At 60.4% G+C, this 17,700-nt stretch carries 19 protein-coding genes; 18 read left to right on the forward strand and 1 reads right to left on the reverse strand.

The window, feature by feature from the left end:
* Positions 1–27 precede the first annotated feature (27 nt).
* A complete protein-coding gene (locus NIT7645_RS03890; RefSeq protein WP_037302488.1) occupies positions 28–630 on the reverse strand; it encodes an OmpW/AlkL family protein in 603 nt (200 codons plus the stop codon).
* 149 nt (positions 631–779) lie between these two features.
* Between NIT7645_RS03890 and NIT7645_RS03895 the strand changes: the two genes are divergently transcribed.
* The 18 genes from NIT7645_RS03895 to NIT7645_RS03980 all read left to right on the forward strand — a co-directional run bounded on the left by NIT7645_RS03895 (position 780) and on the right by NIT7645_RS03980 (position 17,695).
* Positions 780–2,318: an AMP-binding protein gene (locus NIT7645_RS03895; protein WP_050686434.1), complete on the forward strand. Its 1,539-nt coding sequence runs from the start codon at positions 780–782 to the stop codon at positions 2,316–2,318.
* The gene (locus tag NIT7645_RS03900) at positions 2,318–2,821 is read left to right on the forward strand and encodes a hypothetical protein (RefSeq protein ID WP_131724144.1); all 504 of its coding nucleotides are present in this window, start codon (positions 2,318–2,320) and stop codon (positions 2,819–2,821) included. Before NIT7645_RS03895 ends, NIT7645_RS03900 begins: the two co-directional genes overlap by 1 nt.
* 100 nt (positions 2,822–2,921) lie before the next feature.
* Positions 2,922–4,526, forward strand: coding sequence for a carboxyl transferase domain-containing protein (locus tag NIT7645_RS03905; protein ID WP_050686202.1), 1,605 nt, complete (start codon positions 2,922–2,924; stop codon positions 4,524–4,526).
* 7 nt (positions 4,527–4,533) lie between these two features.
* Positions 4,534–4,962 (forward strand): ASCH domain-containing protein, encoded by a 429-nt coding sequence (locus tag NIT7645_RS03910; protein WP_008560355.1) that lies wholly within the window; start codon positions 4,534–4,536, stop codon positions 4,960–4,962.
* On the forward strand, positions 4,955–6,904 hold the full coding sequence (locus NIT7645_RS03915; protein ID WP_008563263.1) for an acetyl/propionyl/methylcrotonyl-CoA carboxylase subunit alpha: 1,950 nt from the start codon (positions 4,955–4,957) through the stop codon (positions 6,902–6,904). Before NIT7645_RS03910 ends, NIT7645_RS03915 begins: the two co-directional genes overlap by 8 nt.
* A gap of 90 nt (positions 6,905–6,994) precedes the next feature.
* Positions 6,995–7,846: a hydroxymethylglutaryl-CoA lyase gene (locus tag NIT7645_RS03920; protein WP_037302485.1), complete on the forward strand. Its 852-nt coding sequence runs from the start codon at positions 6,995–6,997 to the stop codon at positions 7,844–7,846.
* An 83-nt stretch (positions 7,847–7,929) separates the two neighbouring features.
* Entirely contained in the window at positions 7,930–8,712 is a 783-nt protein-coding gene (locus NIT7645_RS03925) for a crotonase/enoyl-CoA hydratase family protein (protein WP_008563086.1), read from the forward strand.
* 238 nt (positions 8,713–8,950) lie between these two features.
* Positions 8,951–9,316: an NADH-quinone oxidoreductase subunit A gene (locus NIT7645_RS03930; RefSeq protein WP_008561912.1), complete on the forward strand. Its 366-nt coding sequence runs from the start codon at positions 8,951–8,953 to the stop codon at positions 9,314–9,316.
* Positions 9,307–9,840: a NuoB/complex I 20 kDa subunit family protein gene (locus NIT7645_RS03935; protein ID WP_008561963.1), complete on the forward strand. Its 534-nt coding sequence runs from the start codon at positions 9,307–9,309 to the stop codon at positions 9,838–9,840. The genes NIT7645_RS03930 and NIT7645_RS03935 overlap by 10 nt, the downstream gene beginning before the upstream one ends.
* 24 nt (positions 9,841–9,864) lie before the next feature.
* The gene (locus NIT7645_RS03940) at positions 9,865–10,470 is read left to right on the forward strand and encodes an NADH-quinone oxidoreductase subunit C (protein ID WP_008560772.1); all 606 of its coding nucleotides are present in this window, start codon (positions 9,865–9,867) and stop codon (positions 10,468–10,470) included.
* Positions 10,470–11,681: an NADH-quinone oxidoreductase subunit D gene (locus tag NIT7645_RS03945; protein ID WP_008560945.1), complete on the forward strand. Its 1,212-nt coding sequence runs from the start codon at positions 10,470–10,472 to the stop codon at positions 11,679–11,681. The genes NIT7645_RS03940 and NIT7645_RS03945 overlap by 1 nt, the downstream gene beginning before the upstream one ends.
* The gene (locus NIT7645_RS03950) at positions 11,681–12,856 is read left to right on the forward strand and encodes an NADH-quinone oxidoreductase subunit E (RefSeq protein WP_008559335.1); all 1,176 of its coding nucleotides are present in this window, start codon (positions 11,681–11,683) and stop codon (positions 12,854–12,856) included. The genes NIT7645_RS03945 and NIT7645_RS03950 overlap by 1 nt, the downstream gene beginning before the upstream one ends.
* Before the next feature lie 54 nt (positions 12,857–12,910).
* Entirely contained in the window at positions 12,911–13,138 is a 228-nt protein-coding gene (locus tag NIT7645_RS03955; RefSeq protein WP_008560333.1) for a DUF5337 domain-containing protein, read from the forward strand.
* 6 nt (positions 13,139–13,144) lie between these two features.
* Entirely contained in the window at positions 13,145–14,443 is a 1,299-nt protein-coding gene (gene nuoF, locus NIT7645_RS03960) for an NADH-quinone oxidoreductase subunit NuoF (RefSeq protein WP_008560710.1), read from the forward strand.
* 17 nt (positions 14,444–14,460) lie between these two features.
* Positions 14,461–14,808, forward strand: a complete 348-nt coding sequence (locus NIT7645_RS03965) for a hypothetical protein (RefSeq protein WP_037302484.1) — start codon at positions 14,461–14,463, stop codon at positions 14,806–14,808.
* Positions 14,809–14,918: 110 nt separating this feature from the next.
* Positions 14,919–15,326 carry a DUF5333 domain-containing protein gene (locus NIT7645_RS03970; RefSeq protein WP_008559744.1) on the forward strand — a complete coding sequence of 136 codons (408 nt, stop codon included), beginning with the start codon at positions 14,919–14,921 and terminating at the stop codon, positions 15,324–15,326.
* Positions 15,327–15,329: 3 nt separating this feature from the next.
* Entirely contained in the window at positions 15,330–17,312 is a 1,983-nt protein-coding gene (gene nuoG, locus NIT7645_RS03975) for an NADH-quinone oxidoreductase subunit NuoG (protein ID WP_050686204.1), read from the forward strand.
* On the forward strand, positions 17,309–17,695 hold the full coding sequence (locus NIT7645_RS03980) for a YNQ4 family lipoprotein (RefSeq protein ID WP_008559941.1): 387 nt from the start codon (positions 17,309–17,311) through the stop codon (positions 17,693–17,695). The genes nuoG and NIT7645_RS03980 overlap by 4 nt, the downstream gene beginning before the upstream one ends.
* Positions 17,696–17,700 lie beyond the last annotated feature (5 nt).

The raw sequence follows: 17,700 nt of genomic DNA on the forward strand, positions 1-17,700 counted from the left end.
GCCTTTCCGAAACCCGAAGGTGAAAGATCAGAAACGGTGCACGTAGCCAAAGCCAACCACGACCGGATCGATTTCTGCGGTGCCGACATCGGTGCCGTTCAGGGTCACATCGGTGTCGATGTCCATGTAACGGACGTTGAAGCGCAGGGCGCCGCGATCAGACACTTGCCAGTCCGCACCAAGGTTCACGGCCAAGCCAAAGCTGTCATCCAGGGAGATCACACCAGCAGGAGTGCTTTCCTCAAAGAAGGTGGTGTAGTTGATACCAACGCCGACGAAGGGCTTGAATTTGCTCTGGGTCGGGAAGTGGTAGTTGATCGACAGGGTGGGCGGCAGTTGTTTTGTGGTCGCCGCATAGCCGCCGTTCAGGAAGATGTCGTGCTCGAACGGGCTGGCAGCCAGCAGCTCGATACCGATGTTGTCGCGGATGAAGTACTCAGCGGTGAAGGTCAGCGCGGTGTTGTCATCTACGGTTGCCGCTGCACCACCGACGGTGCCGTTGTTGGACTTGGGGTTCACATTGGCAAAGCCGAAACCAACGGTCCAGTCGCCTTGCGACTGAGCGAGAGCGGGGCCTGCGACAGCGGCGATTGCAGCGCTGAGTGCCAGGGCGGATACCATACGGGTCATTGGGACTATCCCTCTTCTTTCTTGTACGAGAGATCTATGCGCCATGCTGCTCAGCTCTGCTCTGATCTGGATCAAGAAGAGGTCGTCTTTCCCCTTGGGAATGAACGGAAATTCCGCATAGCAGATATGCAAAAAGCGAAGGGCTGATGATGGCGAGCGATACCACCTATCCTGGTTTGATGGCCGATGGCAGCTGGGTTTTTCCGGCCCGGCTGAACATGGCGGCGCAGGCGCTGGATCATGACGAGAGCCAGCTGGCGCTGATTGATCTCACCGGGCCAGATCGGCAAGACGTGAGCGTCGGGGCCTTGCACGATCACGTCGACCGCATTGCGCGCCATTTGCTGGAAAAGGTCAAACCGGGTGATCGGGTTGGTGTTTTGTTGAGCCAGTCGGTTGGCTGTGCGGCGGCGCATCTTGCGATCTGGAAGATTGGCGCCATTTCGGTGCCGCTATTTAAACTGTTCCAGCATGACGCTCTGGCCTCGCGGATCAATGATGCAGGTCTCAGCTATGTGGTGACGGATGCAGCAGGAGAGACGCAACTGGGCGCACTTGCTACGCCGTTGCGGGTGGAGCCGTTGCTGATAGCAGGGGCAGAGGCCGCCTCTCGTCTGCCTTTTGCGGACACAACGCCGGAAACCCCGGCTGTCCTTATCTATACGTCCGGCACCACCGGCAGCGCAAAAGGCGCCGTTCACGGGCATCGGGTATTGTCCGGCCATCTGCCGGGCGTTGCGATCAGCCATGACCACTTGGGTCAATCTGGGGACTGCCTGTGGACACCGGCGGACTGGGCCTGGATCGGGGGGCTGTTCGACGTGCTGATGCCAGGTTTGGCGCTGGGCGTGCCGGTGGTTGCGGCGCGGCTCGACAAATTCACGCCCGAGGCCTGCGCCGAGATCATTGCACGCGGCGAGGTGCGTAACGTGTTTTTCCCACCCACCGCGCTGCGGGTGCTGAAATCAGCAGGGCAGGGGCTCGACGGTTTGCGTTCTGTCGCCAGCGGCGGAGAGCCGCTGGGCGCAGAGATGCTCGCCTGGGGCCAGCAGAATCTGGGCGTCACCATAAATGAGTTCTATGGCCAGACCGAATGCAACATGACCGTGTCCTCCTGTGCCGTGGACTTCCCGGTTCGTCCCGGCTGCATCGGCAAGCCGGTACCGGGTTGCGTGGTGGAGGTGATCGATCCAGATGGCGCCCCCACACAGGGCGAGGGGGATGTGGTCGTGCGTCGCGGGGCTGCATCAATGATGCTGAAATACTGGAACCGCCCCGAGGCAACGGAAGAGAAATTTCATGGCGACTGGCTGGTCACCGGTGATCGCGGCATCTGGGAGGGCGACTATCTGCGCTTTGTCGGCCGCGAGGATGATGTCATCACCTCTGCGGGCTACCGCATCGGCCCGGCCGAAATCGAAGACTGCCTGATGACCCATCCCGCAGTGGCGACTGTGGGCGTCGTCGGTAAACCCGACCCGCTGCGCACGGAAATCGTGAAGGCCTATGTGGTGCTGAAAGCAGGCGCCACGGCCACCGAGAAAGAGCTTCAGGATCACGTCAAGCAGCGCCTGGCCCAATACTCCTATCCCCGCGAGGTGGAATTTCTGGATGCATTGCCGATGACCGTAACCGGTAAGGTGATCCGCAAGGAGCTGAAGGCGCGGGCGGTGAGGGAGGTGAACTGATGAAACAGCCGGTCCTTTCCATTGTTGCAGCCTGTGCTTGCGCTTTGGGCGCGTCCTTTCCTCTTACTGCGGCAGGTGAGGCGACCCCCGTTTTTGATACAGCCGGTTTTCTGAGCGCTTGCACTGGATTTGTTCCCGATGTTGGCTTTGCGGTGCCCATGGATACCCAATGCGTCTCGCAGGTCGTCCGCATGTGCAACATGAGCCTGGAAAACAATGCTTTACAGTATTGTGTTGATAGCGCCGCGGCGTGGTTGGAGGCGGATGGAGCGCGCATCGTTAGCCAGATGCCCGGCTTCGACAAAAGTGTTCTTGATGGCAACGGGCCTGCAGGTCTGTCTCTGCCCATGCCTGCTTTGGGCGACGCTCCCGATTGTACCAAGATATCGGACCCCAATTTGCCTTCCGAATTAGTGTGCCGCTATTCGGAGGCACTTTCAGAATGGCTCAAACTAAGAGTTCTGATGCGCAGCGAGGATATGACCGGGGAAGCAAGCCAATGACTCAAGGTGTTGCATACCCGGCGTACGCTGCCCCAACCGGAATGAAAGAAATTTCCCGTATAACGGGACACAGCCTAACCCCTACAACGGGAGAGTGGACATGAAACTCACATCCAAGGCGATGCCTTCCTCCGAAGGTTTCAAACAGAACCGCGCGGCGCATATGGACGCGCTGGCGCAGATCAGCGAGGCGGCTGAGGCTGCGCGCATGGGCGGCGGCGAGAAATCCCGCGCGCGGCACGAAAGCCGCGGCAAGATGCTGCCGCGCCGCCGGGTGGCGAACCTCCTTGATCCCGGCTCTCCGTTTCTGGAGATCGGCGCGACGGCCGCACATAATATGTATGACGGTGCTGCACCCGCAGCGGGCGTGATCGCAGGCATCGGCCGGGTGCATGGGCAAGAGGTCATGGTGGTCTGCAACGACGCCACCGTGAAGGGCGGCACCTATTACCCGATGACGGTCAAGAAACACCTGCGCGCGCAGGAGATCGCCGAGGAAAACCGTCTCCCCTGCATCTATCTGGTCGACTCGGGCGGTGCCAACCTGCCCAACCAGGATGAGGTCTTCCCCGACCGCGATCATTTCGGGCGCATCTTCTACAACCAGGCGCGCATGTCGGCTAAGGGCATTCCACAGATTGCTGTTGTCATGGGCTCTTGCACTGCGGGCGGTGCTTATGTGCCGGCGATGTCGGACGTCACCATCATCGTGAAGGAGCAGGGCACCATCTTCCTGGCGGGCCCGCCGCTGGTAAAGGCCGCAACGGGCGAGGTTGTCAGTGCCGAAGACCTGGGCGGCGGCGATGTGCATACGCGCCTGTCCGGCGTGGCCGATTACCTGGCCGAGGATGATGCCCACGCGCTGGCGCTGGCGCGCCGTGCAGTGCAGTCGCTGAACATCACCAAGCCTCTGACGGTGAACTGGGCCAGCCCGGAAGAGCCTGCCTACGATCCTGAGGAAATCCTCGGCGTGGTGCCCGGCGACCTACGCACGCCTTATGACATTCGCGAGGTGATCGCGCGTCTGGTCGACGGCTCCCGCTTTGACGAGTTCAAGCCGCGCTTTGGCGAGACCCTGGTGACCGGCTTTGCCCATGTGAAAGGCTGCCCGGTTGGGATTATCGCCAACAACGGGGTGCTGTTCTCGGAAGCTGCCCAGAAAGGCGCGCATTTCGTCGAACTGTGCAGCCAGCGCAAGATCCCGCTGGTGTTCCTGCAGAACATCACCGGCTTCATGGTTGGCCGCAAATACGAAAACGAGGGCATCGCCCGCCACGGCGCCAAGATGGTGACGGCGGTGGCGACCACCAATGTGCCGAAAGTGACGATGCTGGTCGGCGGCTCGTTCGGGGCCGGTAACTACGGCATGTCGGGGCGGGCCTACTCGCCGCGCTTCCTGTGGACCTGGCCGAACTCCCGCATTTCGGTGATGGGTGGCGAGCAGGCCGCAGGCGTGCTGGCAACGGTGAAACGTGATGCCATCGAACGCCAGGGCGGCAGCTGGAGCGCTGACGAAGAAGCGGCGTTCAAGCAGCCCACGATCGACATGTTCGAAGAGCAGAGCCATCCGCTTTATGCTTCCGCACGGCTCTGGGACGACGGCATCATCGACCCGCGCAAATCGCGCGACGTGCTGGCCCTGTCCCTGAGCGCTGCCCTGAATGCGCCGATCGAAGATACACGCTTTGGCGTGTTCCGGATGTGAGGCAAAAATGACCTCCCTTGCTGAAGCCATCGCAGAGTTTCCCGGCGCGCAAAGCTATCGCCCCGGCGATTCACCGGCATTGAACGCCGAAATCATCGGCCTGATCCGGTCGGGGGCCAAGACCGTCAGCTGCGAAGCCTGGTCGGTCTTTGACGATGGTTTGGAGAGCCTCCCCGAGGTGGGGCGCGTGGATATCGTCTTGAGCTGGGACGGAACCGCCGCCTGCGCCACACAGACGGAAAAAGTGGAAAAGATCCGCTTTTGCGATGTGACGGCAGAGATGGTTCCGCGGCAGGGGGAATTCAAAGATTTGGAGCACTGGCGAGCCGGGTATCAAGCCTACATGACCCGCGCGGGCCGCTTTCACCAGAACGCACCGATGATGGTTGAGACCTTTCGTCTGGTCCGTGATTTCGGAGACCACAAAGATGTTTGACAAGATTCTGATCGCAAACCGCGGCGAGATCGCCTGCCGCGTGATGGAAACCGCCCGCGCCATGGGCGTGAAAACGGTTGCCGTCTATTCCGACGCAGATCGTGGCGCAAAGCATGTCGCCATGGCGGATGAGGCCTGCCATATCGGTACTGGCCCTGCGCCTGCTGACAGCTACCTCCTTGGGGATGAGATTATCGCAATTGCCCAATCGACAGGGGCTCAGGCGATCCATCCGGGCTATGGCTTTCTTTCGGAAAACCCGGACTTTGTTGATGCCGTTGAGGCCGCTGGCCTCACCTTTATTGGCCCGTCCGCTGATGCGATCCGAAAAATGGGGCTGAAGGACGCGGCCAAGGTATTGATGGAGGAGGCGGGTGTTCCGGTCGTACCGGGCTACCACGGCACCAATCAGGATGCAGGGTTCCTGCAGGAACAAGCGGATCAGATCGGCTATCCTGTTCTCATCAAGGCTGTTGCCGGTGGTGGCGGCAAGGGGATGCGGCTGGTCGAGGCTGCTGGTGACTTTGCCGAAGCACTGAAGAGCGCACAGGGCGAGGCCACCACTGCCTTTGGCAACCCGGACGTCTTGATCGAAAAATACATCCAGCAACCGCGCCACATTGAGGTGCAGGTCTTTGGTGACGGAACCCACGCGGTGCATCTGTTTGAGCGGGACTGTTCACTGCAGCGCCGCCACCAGAAGGTGATTGAGGAGGCGCCCGCACCCGGCATGACCCCGGAAATGCGCGAAGCGATGGGGCAGGCCGGCGTGCGCGCGGCCGAGGCGATCGGCTATAAGGGCGCAGGCACGGTGGAGTTCATCGTCGATGGATCTGACGGGCTGCGCACCGACGGGTTCTGGTTCATGGAAATGAACACCCGACTGCAGGTCGAACACCCCGTCACCGAACTCATCACCGGTGTCGATCTGGTGGAATGGCAGCTGCGTGTGGCCTCGGGCGAGAGCCTGCCTGCCCAGCAGGACGATCTCTCCATCACGGGCCACGCGTTTGAAGCCCGGCTTTATGCAGAAGACGTGCCCAAGGGGTTCCTGCCTGCGACCGGCACCCTGACTCATCTGTCCTTCCCCGAAAGCTGCCGCGCGGACAGTGGCGTGCGGGCTGGCGACACGATCAGCCCGTGGTACGATCCGATGATCTCTAAGGTCATCGTGCATGGACCCACCCGCGCCATTGCCCTGTCCCGCCTGTCGCAGGCCCTGGCCGAGACGGAAGTGGGCGGCACGGTGACAAACCTGGCTTTCCTTGGTGCGCTGGCCGCACATGAGGGGTTTGCAGCGGGAGAGGTCGACACCGGGCTGATCGCGCGGGATCTTGAGCAGCTGGTCAAGGCGCCTGAGGTCAAGCCGGAACACAAGGCCGCAGCAGCCATGCAGGCGCTTGGGCTGATCAATGGCAGCTGGGAGACGGGCTTTACTCTCTGGTCCGACATGCGCCGTTCCGTGCACCTCAGCTATCAGGGGGAGCCCTTTGAGGCGATGGTCGAAGTTGACGGGCCGGATCGACAGCTTTGGGAATTCCCCGAGGATCCTGACGCTCAGGTCTGCGCGAACCGGATCGGTGGCGGCTGGGTTCTGGGGGGCGATCGTCTCCCGGCCATGTCGCAGTCCGGAAACACGATTACCGTATTTGATGGCTATGGCCTGCAGTTCGAGGTGGTTGACCCGCTTGAACGTGCCTCGGCAGCGGGAGGGGACCAGAACGTGATCGAGGCCCCGATGCCGGGATTGGTCAAGGCGGTTTTTGCCGAAGCGGGGCAGAGCGTCAAAGAAGGTGAACGATTGGCTATCCTTGAGGCGATGAAAATGGAACACTCACTCTTGGCGGCGCGCGATGGCGTTGTGGCCGAGGTGCTGGCCGCGGCTGGTGATCAGGTCGAAGCGGGTGCAGCCCTGGTTCGTCTGGAAGAGGCGGACAGCTAAATCGCTGGCATGGGTGCGGCTTTGGCCGTGCCCGCGCTGCACGGCCCGAAGGGCCAGTTGATTTGTGCATTGAGCTTGGGAGGATAGCCTGTGAGTGAAAGTGTCGAGATTTTCGAAGTCGGACCGAGAGACGGACTGCAAAATGAAAAGCGGGATATACCTGTCGCCGAGAAAGTGGCGCTGGTTGACCGTCTTACGCAGGCGGGGTTCCGGCGCATTGAAGTCGCGAGCTTTGTGTCTCCCAAGTGGGTTCCCCAAATGGCTGGCTCTGCGGATGTGCTCGCCGGGATCAACCGGGGGAGCGATGTGCGCTATGCTGCACTGACACCCAACATGCGCGGCTATGAGGACGCGCTGGCGGCCAAGGCTGATGAAATCGCGATTTTTGCCTCTGCCTCCGAAGGGTTTTCCCAAGCCAACATCAATGCCAGCGTGGCCGAATCCATCGAACGGTTCACCCCGATCATTGAGGCCGCCCGCCACATCGACCTGCCTGTGCGGGGCTATATTTCCTGCGTCGTCGAGTGTCCGTTTGACGGCCCCACAGACCCGGGCGCTGTTGCCGATCTTGCCGACCGGCTGTTTTCGATGGGCTGCTATGAGATTTCGCTCGGCGACACCATCGGCCAGGCGACGCCCGATTCGATCGCGCGAATGCTGCTTGCGGTGCGTGACCGGGTGCCGGTCAGTCGCCTTGCGGGTCACTATCATGACACGGCAGGGCGGGCGATTGACAACATCGATGCGTCGCTGTCGCTTGGGGTGCGGGTGTTTGATGCGGCTGTTGGCGGTTTGGGCGGATGCCCTTATGCGCCCGGTGCGGCAGGCAATGTGGCAACCGAAGCCGTGCATGAGCATCTGACGCGCCTTGGCTATGAGACGGGGCTGGACGCAGAGGTGCTGTCTGATGCTGCCGAAATGGCACGGGCCATGCGGGGCTGAGCCAGCGGCGCATTGCAGTCCAAATCTGATGATGCCGCCGGAAAACAACCGGCGGCGCACAGGATCTTTTGAAAGGCATATGGATGTACAACACACTCACCCTGTCTCGGGATGACCGCGGCGTTGCAACGCTGATGTTGAACCGACCGGAAAAACACAATGCCATGTCGGGCGAGATGCTGCAGGAGCTGAAGGCGGCCGCAGCGACGCTGGCGGCGGACAGGTCGGTCCGTGTGGTTGTGCTGACCGGCGCTGGCAAGAGTTTCTGCGCAGGTGGTGATCTGGGATGGATGCAGGCGCAGATGACTGCGGACGCTGAAACGCGCGCGCGGGAAGCCCGCGTGCTGGCAGAGATGTTGATGGCGATCAACACGCTTCCTCAACCCGTGATCGGAGCGATTCAGGGTAACGCTTTTGGTGGTGGTGTCGGAATGGCCTCCGTGTGTGATGTCGCCATCGGCGCGGACCACATCAAGATGGGGCTGACCGAAACTCGGCTTGGCCTGATTCCCGCAACCATCGGCCCCTATGTCGTTGCGCGGATGGGCGAAGCGCGCGCGCGGCGCGTCTTTATGTCTGCGCGCCTGTTTGATGCTCCGGAGGCGGTGGAGCTGGGGATTCTCGCAAAAGCCGTCCCTGCTGCTGATTTGGAGGCCGCAATCGAGGCCGAAGTTGTCCCATATCTGAGCTGCGCACCCGAAGCAGTGGGGGCTGCAAAGGCTCTTGTGCGGGATCTGGGGCCGAAAATCGACGATGCGGTCATTGATCACACAATTGCGGCATTGGTCGAACGTTGGGAGGGCAGCGAAGCGCCAGAAGGCATCGCGGCCTTCTTTGCAAAGGAAAAACCCAGCTGGCAGCGTTAAAAGCGGCGTTATTGTCGCATTTCATTCACCAAGGCGTGCCTTTGACCGGGCGCGCCTTATCCTATGAAAACAATAGGGTTTAAAGGGCGTGATGTTGTTCTGCCGCGTCGGTTACAGAAGGTTCATCCATTAACGATGCCTTGGTTGACGGTGAGAGGGCAGGGGAGTAGACACTGCCCCAAGTCAACACGCCAATTGACGGCGCGCAGGAATCCGCGCGCACGGAAAGGAGCCACTCGTGGAAGAGATGTTGCGGGAATACCTCCCGATTCTGGTGTTTCTGGCCGTAGCGGTCGGGCTTGGAATTGTTCTTATTTTGGCGGCAGTTGTACTTGCCGTCCGCAATCCGGACCCCGAAAAGGTCAGTGCTTATGAATGCGGTTTCAACGCATTCGATGACGCGCGTATGAAATTCGACGTACGTTTTTACCTCGTGTCGATTCTGTTCATCATTTTTGACTTGGAAATTGCATTCCTGTTCCCCTGGGCCGTCGGCTTCAAGGACATCAGTGATGCGGGCTTCTGGTCGATGATGGTGTTCCTCGCAGTCCTGACCATCGGTTTTGCCTATGAATGGAAGAAAGGGGCCCTGGAATGGGAGTGATGACCGGAGCCAACACCGCAGGTGTCGACAAGGAAATGGTCACTCAGGCCCTGAACGCTGAGCTTCAGGATAAGGGGTTTCTTCTGACCTCTGCCGAGGACATCATCAACTGGGCCCGCACCGGCTCGCTGCACTGGATGACCTTTGGTCTGGCGTGCTGCGCGGTTGAGATGATGCACACCTCCATGCCGCGCTACGACGCCGAGCGGTTCGGCATCGCCCCCCGCGCCTCTCCGCGTCAATCGGACGTGATGATTGTGGCCGGGACGCTGACCAACAAGATGGCTCCTGCGTTGCGCAAGGTTTACGACCAGATGCCCGAGCCACGCTATGTGATCTCGATGGGCTCCTGTGCGAACGGCGGTGGCTACTACCACTACAGCTATTCGGTGGTTCGCGGCTGTGACCGTGTTGTGCCGGTTGATGTTTACGTGCCGGGCTGCCCTCCGACGGCAGAAGCTCTGCTTTACGGTCTGATGCAGCTGCAGCGCAAAATCCGCCGCACCGGCACGCTCGTGCGCTAAGTGGCTTTGGTTGGAGAGACGAAAATGACTGAAGCCCTGAAAGAACTCGGCGCCCAGATCGAAGCGAAACGTCCTGACTGTGTGATCGGCTGGGATGTGACCTTTGACGAGCTGAACGTCGACGTTGCCCCGGCAAACATCGCCGGGTTTGTTGAGTTCCTCAAGAACGACCCTACCTGCAAATTCTCTTCTCTGGTGGATGTGACCGCGGTTGACTACCCCGAGCGCGCCAAGCGCTTTGATGTGGTCTACCACTTCCTGTCCATGTACCAGAACCAGCGGATCCGCCTGCGGGTGTCGATCCGTGAGGATGAGATGGTTCCGTCGATCGTGGATGTGCACCCCTCCGCCAACTGGTTTGAGCGGGAGGTGTTCGACATGTTCGGCATCCTGTTCACCGGCCACCCGGACCTGCGCCGCATCCTGACCGACTATGGTTTCCGTGGCTATCCGCTGCGCAAGGATTTCCCGACCACCGGTTACACCGAGGTCCGTTACGACGAGGCGCAAAAGCGCGTTGTCTACGAACCGGTGAGCCTGGTTCAGGAGTACCGCCAGTTTGACTTCATGAGCCCGTGGGAGGGTGCCGAATACATCCTGCCCGGCGACGAGAAAGAGGGGGCGAAGTAATGGACGGCTCCAAAATGGACGACGCCCTGACCGGCGAACAGAAGATCCGTAACTTCAACATCAACTTCGGCCCGCAACACCCTGCGGCACACGGCGTTCTGCGTCTGGTGCTGGAGCTGGACGGCGAAATCGTTGAGCGCTGCGACCCGCATATCGGCCTGTTGCACCGCGGCACCGAAAAGCTGATGGAAAGCCGGACGTACCTGCAGAACCTGCCGTATTTCGACCGCCTCGATTACGTGGCGCCGATGAATCAGGAACATGCCTGGTGTCTGGCCATCGAAAAGCTGACCGGCGTGGAAGTTCCGCGTCGCGCTTCGCTGATCCGCGTTCTCTATTCGGAGATCGGCCGCATCCTCAATCACCTGCTGAACGTGACCACGCAGGCGATGGACGTTGGCGCGCTGACCCCGCCGCTGTGGGGCTTTGAAGAGCGCGAGAAGCTGATGATCTTCTACGAACGCGCCTGCGGTGCCCGTCTGCACGCGGCCTATTTCCGGCCCGGCGGTGTTCACCAGGATCTGCCCGACGCGCTGATCGACGACATCGAAGCCTGGACCTATACATTCCCGGCTGTGATGGATGACATCGATGGTCTGCTGACCGAAAACCGGATTTTCAAACAGCGTAACGCCGATATTGGTGTTGTGACTGAAGAGGACATCCTGAACTACGGCTTCTCTGGTGTGATGGTTCGTGGCTCTGGCCTTGCATGGGACCTGCGTCGCTCGCAGCCTTACGAGTGCTATGACGAATTTGATTTCCAGATCCCCGTTGGCAAGAACGGCGACTGCTACGACCGCTATCTTGTCCGCATGGAAGAGATGCGCCAGTCGCTGTCGATCATCCGTCAGTGTATCGGCAAGCTGCGCGAAACACCGGGTGATGTTCTAGCCCGTGGCAAGCTGACCCCGCCCAAGCGCGGCGACATGAAAACCTCGATGGAGAGCCTGATCCACCACTTCAAGCTCTACACCGAAGGGTTCCACGTGCCTGCTGGCGAAGTTTACGCCGCTGTTGAAGCGCCCAAGGGCGAATTCGGCGTCTATCTTGTGGCCGACGGCACCAACAAACCCTACCGCGCCAAGCTGCGCGCGCCGGGCTACCTGCACCTGCAAGCCATGGACTACGTGGCCAAAGGACACCAACTGGCCGACGTGGCTGCCATTATCGGCACCATGGACGTCGTATTTGGAGAGATTGACCGCTAATGCTCCGTCGTCTGCATTCCGAACAACCCGAAAGCTTTGCCTTCACGCCTGAGAACCAGACCTGGGCTGAAGCGCAGATCACCAAGTTCCCAGAAGGCCGCCAGGCCAGCGCGATCATTCCGCTGCTGTGGCGCGCACAGGAGCAGGAAGGCTGGCTGACCAAGCCCGCAATCGAATATGTCGCGGACATGCTGGGCATGGCCTATATTCGTGCGCTTGAGGTTGCGTCCTTCTACTTCATGTTCCAGCTGCAACCGACTGGCTCTGTTGCACATGTTCAGATCTGCGGCACCACGTCCTGCATGATCTGCGGTGCCGAGGACCTGATCGCTGTCTGCAAGGAAAAGATCGCGAACAAGCCGTTCACCCTGTCGGCAGACGGCAAGTTCACCTGGGAAGAGGTCGAATGCCTTGGTGCCTGCACCAACGCTCCGATGGCTCAGATCGGCAAAGACTACTACGAAGACCTGACGGCTGAGGGCTTTGCCAAGCTGCTTGACGATCTGGCGGCTGGCCAGGTTCCGCTGCCCGGCCCGCAAAATGGCCGTTATGCGGCAGAGCCGAAGTCCGGTCTGACCTCGCTCACCGAATATGAGAGCGGCAAGACCCAATATAACGCTTCGGTCCAGCTGGCTGCGGACATTGGTGATACCGTCAAGCGGATCGACGGGACCGAGGTTCCGATCCTGACGCCGTGGATTGGCAAGGATGGCAAGGTTGCCGGTCGCGACACCGCTGACACTCCGCCGCCAGCCCCGAAACAGGCTGTCCCGGCCGCCAAGCAGGCAGCTGCTGCCAAGAAGGCCGCTGCTGAAAAGCCCAAGAAATCCGCTGTTCAAGAGCCCGCATCCCCCGAGGGTGGTGCAGCTGCTGTTGCCGAGAAAGAGCCAGAGACCCTCTCTGCGGCGCGTGGCGGTCAGGCAGATGATCTCAAGATGCTGAAGGGCGTTGGCCCGAAGCTGGAAGAGACGCTGAACGAACTGGGCTTTTTCCACTTTGATCAGATTGCTGCGTGGAGCGAGGCGGAGATCGCCTGGGTCGACAGCCGTTTGAAGTTCAAGGGCCGCATTGAGCGTGACGGTTGGATCGAGCAGGCAAAACAGCTCGCTTCCGGTGAAGAGACCGAATTCGCCAAGAAGGCAAAAGCAGACGATCGCTACGGCGACGACGACTAAAGAAACAACAGCGCCTCTGCCTGATTGCGGGCAGGGGCCAGACATCAGGACCAAATGAGCGCAGAACGCGAAAAGGCACTGGCAGCAAAAGGACGGCACATCGCATTGGTGATTGCTGCAACCATGCTTGGCTGGCTTGCCGTGACGCTGTTCATCGGCCCCGCTCTGGGGCTCGCCGGACGCTACGCTTTACTGTTCGATTTTGCCGCGCTTGCTGGCTTTATCTATGCAGGGGTCAACATTTTTCAACTCTGGCGGATGCGCCAGGACAGCCAAAGGTAGGCAGACATGCTGAAGGACCAGGACCGGATCTTTACCAACCTTTATGGGATGCATGAGCGCACGCTGGCAGGCGCCAAACAGCGCGGCCATTGGGATGGCACCGCAGGCCTCATCGAAAAAGGGCGGGACTGGATCATCCAGACCATGAAAGACTCTGGTCTGCGCGGCCGCGGCGGTGCGGGCTTCCCTACGGGTCTGAAGTGGTCCTTCATGCCCAAGGAGAGCGACGGTCGTCCCTCTTATCTCGTCATCAACGCTGACGAATCCGAGCCGGGCACCTGTAAAGACCGCGAAATCATGCGTCACGATCCGCATACGCTGATCGAGGGCGCGCTGATCGCTTCTTTCGCGATGAATGCGCACACCTGCTACATCTATCTGCGCGGCGAATACATCCGCGAGCGTGAAGCCCTGCAGGCCGCGATTGATGAAGCCTATGACAACGGTCTTCTGGGTCGCAACGCAGCGGGGTCCGGTTGGGATTTCGACGTTTTCCTGCATCACGGTGCAGGCGCGTATATCTGTGGTGAAGAAACCGCGCTGATCGAAAGCCTGGAAGGCAAAAAGGGCATGCCCCGCATGAAACCGCCGTTCCCGGCGGGTGCGGGTCTTTATGGCTGTCCGACCACCGTGAACAACGTGGAATCGATCGCCGTTGTGCCGACCATCCTGCGCCGAGGTGCGGATTGGTTTGCAGGCTTTGGCCGCCCGAACAACGCAGGCACCAAGCTGTTTGCGATCTCTGGCCACGTCAACAACCCCTGTGTTGTCGAAGAGGCGATGAGCATCTCGTTTGAAGAGCTGATCGAAAAACACTGCGGCGGCATCCGTGGCGGTTGGGACAACCTGCTGGCAGTGATCCCCGGTGGGTCTTCCGTGCCGTGTGTCCGCGGTGAGAACATGCGCGATGCGATCATGGACTTTGACTACCTGCGCGGCGAACTGGGGTCCGGCCTTGGCACCGCGGCGGTCATCGTCATGGACAAGCAGACCGATATCATCAAGGCGATCTGGCGTCTGTCCAAGTTCTACAAACACGAAAGCTGCGGCCAGTGCACTCCTTGTCGCGAAGGCACCGGCTGGATGATGCGCGTGATGGACCGTCTGGTGAAGGGCGAGGCAGAGCTGGAAGAGATCGACATGCTTTGGGATGTGACCAAACAGGTTGAAGGCCACACCATCTGCGCGCTTGGCGATGCGGCTGCATGGCCGATCCAGGGCCTGATCCGCAACTTCCGCGAGGAAATCGAAGACCGCATCAAAGCACAGAAGTCCGGGCGCATGGGCGCCATGGCGGCGGAATAAGGCCGGGGGTGCTGAGGATGCTGGGCGTAACAAAAACCTTTGCCTTGATCGGCCTTTGTGCCGGGGCTCTGGCGGGCTGTGCCGATCTGGTGAACAATCGCCCGCTTTATGGCGGCGTGCCGTTCAAGGCAAAGGCCAAAGCGGTCGACAAGAAAGCGGATCGTGCGGTGTTCACCGTTGCGGTGTCCGATGCGACCCGCTCGCTGGAAGGCGCCCGGCTTGCCGCCCATCACGAGGGCGTCCGCTACTGCATCGAAAACTATGGCACCTCCAAGATTGCCTGGCAGGCGGATCCGCTGAATGCGGATGATGCCGTGCCGCTGGCTGGCGGGGATGCCGTTTATGGCGGAACCTGCACCCCGTGATCGGGGCTGCGGCATATCCTGTGGCAGCGAACCGCGCGCTGGCACCGGTGTTATTGCATAACGCCGGTCTGTCGCGTCGTTGTGGGCACTCCAATTCCAAGGAGCGTTCCATGAAGCACACACTGATCGCCGCTATTGCTGCCAGCCTCGTGCTGGTGCCAGGTCTTGCCACTGCCAAGCCGTCCCTGCGGGACGTGCCCGAAATCGAAGATCCGCTGTTCGCGGTCGCCCTGGCAAAGGAAGTTGCGGATCACTGCGACTCTCTGTCTGCGCGGTTCTTCAAAGGCCTCGGTGAATTGCGCCGCCTTCGTGCGCGCGCCAACCAGCTGGGCTACACCGATACGGAAATCCGGGCCTACATCAGCTCGGACGCCGAAAAGTCCCGGATGCGGGCCAAGGGAGAACGCTTCCTGGCGCAAAACGGGGTCTCATACGAGAAAACGGAAACATTCTGTACGTTTGGTCGTGCGGAAATCAAGAAAAACAGCGCGATCGGCGTGTTACTGAGGGCGAAATAGACCATGTCTGACCTCCGCAAGATCAACATTGACGGAACCGAGATTGAGGTGGATGGGGCGATGACCCTGATCCAGGCGTGTGAAGAGGCAGGGGTTGAAATCCCGCGTTTCTGCTATCACGAGCGCCTGTCCATTGCGGGCAACTGCCGTATGTGCCTGGTTGAGGTTGTTGGCGGTCCGCCGAAACCTGCGGCCTCCTGCGCGATGCAGGTGCGCGATCTTCGCCCCGGTCCAGAAGGTCAGGCCCCGCAGGTCAAGACCAACTCTCCGATGGTCAAAAAGGCGCGCGAAGGGGTGATGGAGTTCCTGCTCATCAACCACCCGCTTGACTGCCCGATTTGTGACCAGGGTGGCGAATGCGACCTGCAGGATCAGGCGATGGCCTATGGCGTCGATTTCTCGCGCTTCCGCGAAGCAAAGCGTGCGGTTGATGATCTCGATCTCGGTCCGCTCGTCGGCACTGCAATGACCCGCTGCATTTCCTGCACGCGCTGCGTTCGTTTCACCACCGAAGTCGCGGGCATCACTCAGATGGGCCAGACCGGGCGTGGTGAAGATTCAGAGATCACCAGCTATCTGAATGAAACCCTGGACAGCAATCTTCAGGGCAACATTATCGACCTCTGCCCGGTTGGCGCGCTGACCTCCAAACCTTATGCGTTTACCGCCCGTCCGTGGGAGCTGACCAAGACCGAAACCATCGACGTGATGGACGCGCTTGGCTCCAACATCCGTGTTGACACCAAGGGCCGCGAAGTGATGCGGATCCTGCCGCGCAACCATGACGGCGTGAACGAGGAATGGATCAGCGACAAGACCCGCTTTGTCTGGGACGGCCTGCGCCGCCAGCGCCTGGATCGTCCTTACGTGCGTGTCGATGGCAAACTGAAGCCCGCAACATGGCCCGAAGCGCTTGAGGCTGTTGCCTCGGCAATGAAGGGCAAGAAGGTTGCTGGTCTGATCGGTGATCTTGTTTCTGTCGAGGCTGCATTTGCGCTGAAACAGCTGATCGAAAGCCTGGGTGGCAAGGTTGAGGCCCGCACCGACAATGCACGCCTGCCCATCGGCAACCGTGCAGGCTATGTCGGGTCCGCAGCGATCGAAGATATCGACACCGCGCAAGAGATCATCCTGATCGGCACCAACCCCCGTGACGAAGCACCGGTTCTGAACGCCCGCATTCGCAAGGCATGGCTGAAGGGCGCAAACGTCAAGCTGGTCGGCAAGGCTGTTGATCTGACCTACGACTATGATCACGTCGGAACCGATCGCGCTGCGCTTGATGGTCTTTCGGCTTCGGATGGTGCGTTGGTAATCGTGGGGCAGGGCGCCCTGCGCGAGGCTGACGGTCTTGCGGTTCTCGCCAAGGCACAATCGCTGGGCAACATGCTGGTCCTGCACACTGCGGCATCCCGCGTGGGCGCAATGGACATCAATGCCGTCACCGAGGGTGGCCTTGCGGCGGCGATTGATGGTGCCGAGGTGATCTACAACCTTGGTGCTGATGAGGTCGAAATTGATGCAGGTGCCTTTGTGGTTTACCAAGGCAGCCACGGTGATCGCGGCGCACATCGTGCTGATGTGATCCTGCCGGGTGCGGCCTACACCGAGGAAAACGGTCTCTTCGTGAATACCGAAGGTCGTCCGCAGCTGGCCATGCGTGCCAGCTTTGCCCCCGGTGAAGCGAAAGAGAACTGGGCGATCCTGCGGGCACTGTCTGCGGAGCTGGATGCAAAGCTTGGCTATGACTCGCTGGCACAGCTGCGCAGCGCCCTGATTGCCGAGGTGCCGCATCTGGCGCGCATCGACGAGGTGATCGAAAACGACGGCGAAGCGCTTGCGCAGGATGCAATGGGTAAGGCGGACTTCCTCACGGCAGTGAAGGATTTCTATCTGACCAACCCGATTGCGCGGTCCTCGCAGCTGATGGCCGAACTGTCCGCGAACGCCAAGGCGCGCAGCGCCGAGAAGATCGCGGCGGAGTGATCCGGACAGCCATCATATCCCCCCTTCTGCTGGTGGCCTGCGTGCAGGCCCCACAGAGCGCGGATGCGGCGTTTTCCCCTGATTATCAGGGGGTGTCGACGCGGCTTCTCGAGGGGGATCTGGTGCAGTTCCACGTTTCCATGACCGGCGCGCGAAACAGTGCCGATCTGGACAACTACGCTGAATGCGCAGCAGCGCAATATGCGCTGATCCGCGGATACGGATTTGCACGTCATGTGCGCACAAAAATGAAACAAGAGGGTGGCGTTCAGACCGCAGATGCTGTCTACACCATCTCGCCTTCCCTCCCGCGCGGACTGCGCACCATCGACGCCGAAGTCGTGGTCGCGGATTGCGAGGCTAACGGAATACCCACGGTGTGAGGACC

The organism is Phaeobacter italicus, assembly GCF_001258055.1.
Lineage (GTDB): Bacteria > Pseudomonadota > Alphaproteobacteria > Rhodobacterales > Rhodobacteraceae > Phaeobacter > Phaeobacter italicus.

Bases quoted from the DNA above. Each gene is read 5' to 3' on its own strand.
- NIT7645_RS03915 (WP_008563263.1), top strand. From the start codon at position 4,955: ATGTTTGACAAGATTCTGATCGCAAACCGCGGCGAGATCGCCTGCCGC.
- nuoG (WP_050686204.1), top strand. From the start codon at position 15,330: ATGTCTGACCTCCGCAAGATCAACATTGACGGAACCGAGATTGAGGTG.
- NIT7645_RS03940 (WP_008560772.1), top strand. From the start codon at position 9,865: ATGACTGAAGCCCTGAAAGAACTCGGCGCCCAGATCGAAGCGAAACGT.
- NIT7645_RS03905 (WP_050686202.1), top strand. From the start codon at position 2,922: ATGAAACTCACATCCAAGGCGATGCCTTCCTCCGAAGGTTTCAAACAG.
- NIT7645_RS03935 (WP_008561963.1), top strand. From the start codon at position 9,307: ATGGGAGTGATGACCGGAGCCAACACCGCAGGTGTCGACAAGGAAATG.
- NIT7645_RS03925 (WP_008563086.1), top strand. From the start codon at position 7,930: ATGTACAACACACTCACCCTGTCTCGGGATGACCGCGGCGTTGCAACG.
- NIT7645_RS03895 (WP_050686434.1), top strand. From the start codon at position 780: ATGGCGAGCGATACCACCTATCCTGGTTTGATGGCCGATGGCAGCTGG.
- NIT7645_RS03910 (WP_008560355.1), top strand. From the start codon at position 4,534: ATGACCTCCCTTGCTGAAGCCATCGCAGAGTTTCCCGGCGCGCAAAGC.
- NIT7645_RS03955 (WP_008560333.1), top strand. From the start codon at position 12,911: ATGAGCGCAGAACGCGAAAAGGCACTGGCAGCAAAAGGACGGCACATC.
- NIT7645_RS03970 (WP_008559744.1), top strand. From the start codon at position 14,919: ATGAAGCACACACTGATCGCCGCTATTGCTGCCAGCCTCGTGCTGGTG.
- NIT7645_RS03890 (WP_037302488.1), bottom strand. From the start codon at position 630: ATGACCCGTATGGTATCCGCCCTGGCACTCAGCGCTGCAATCGCCGCT.
- NIT7645_RS03900 (WP_131724144.1), top strand. From the start codon at position 2,318: ATGAAACAGCCGGTCCTTTCCATTGTTGCAGCCTGTGCTTGCGCTTTG.
- NIT7645_RS03950 (WP_008559335.1), top strand. From the start codon at position 11,681: ATGCTCCGTCGTCTGCATTCCGAACAACCCGAAAGCTTTGCCTTCACG.
- NIT7645_RS03965 (WP_037302484.1), top strand. From the start codon at position 14,461: ATGCTGGGCGTAACAAAAACCTTTGCCTTGATCGGCCTTTGTGCCGGG.
- nuoF (WP_008560710.1), top strand. From the start codon at position 13,145: ATGCTGAAGGACCAGGACCGGATCTTTACCAACCTTTATGGGATGCAT.
- NIT7645_RS03945 (WP_008560945.1), top strand. From the start codon at position 10,470: ATGGACGGCTCCAAAATGGACGACGCCCTGACCGGCGAACAGAAGATC.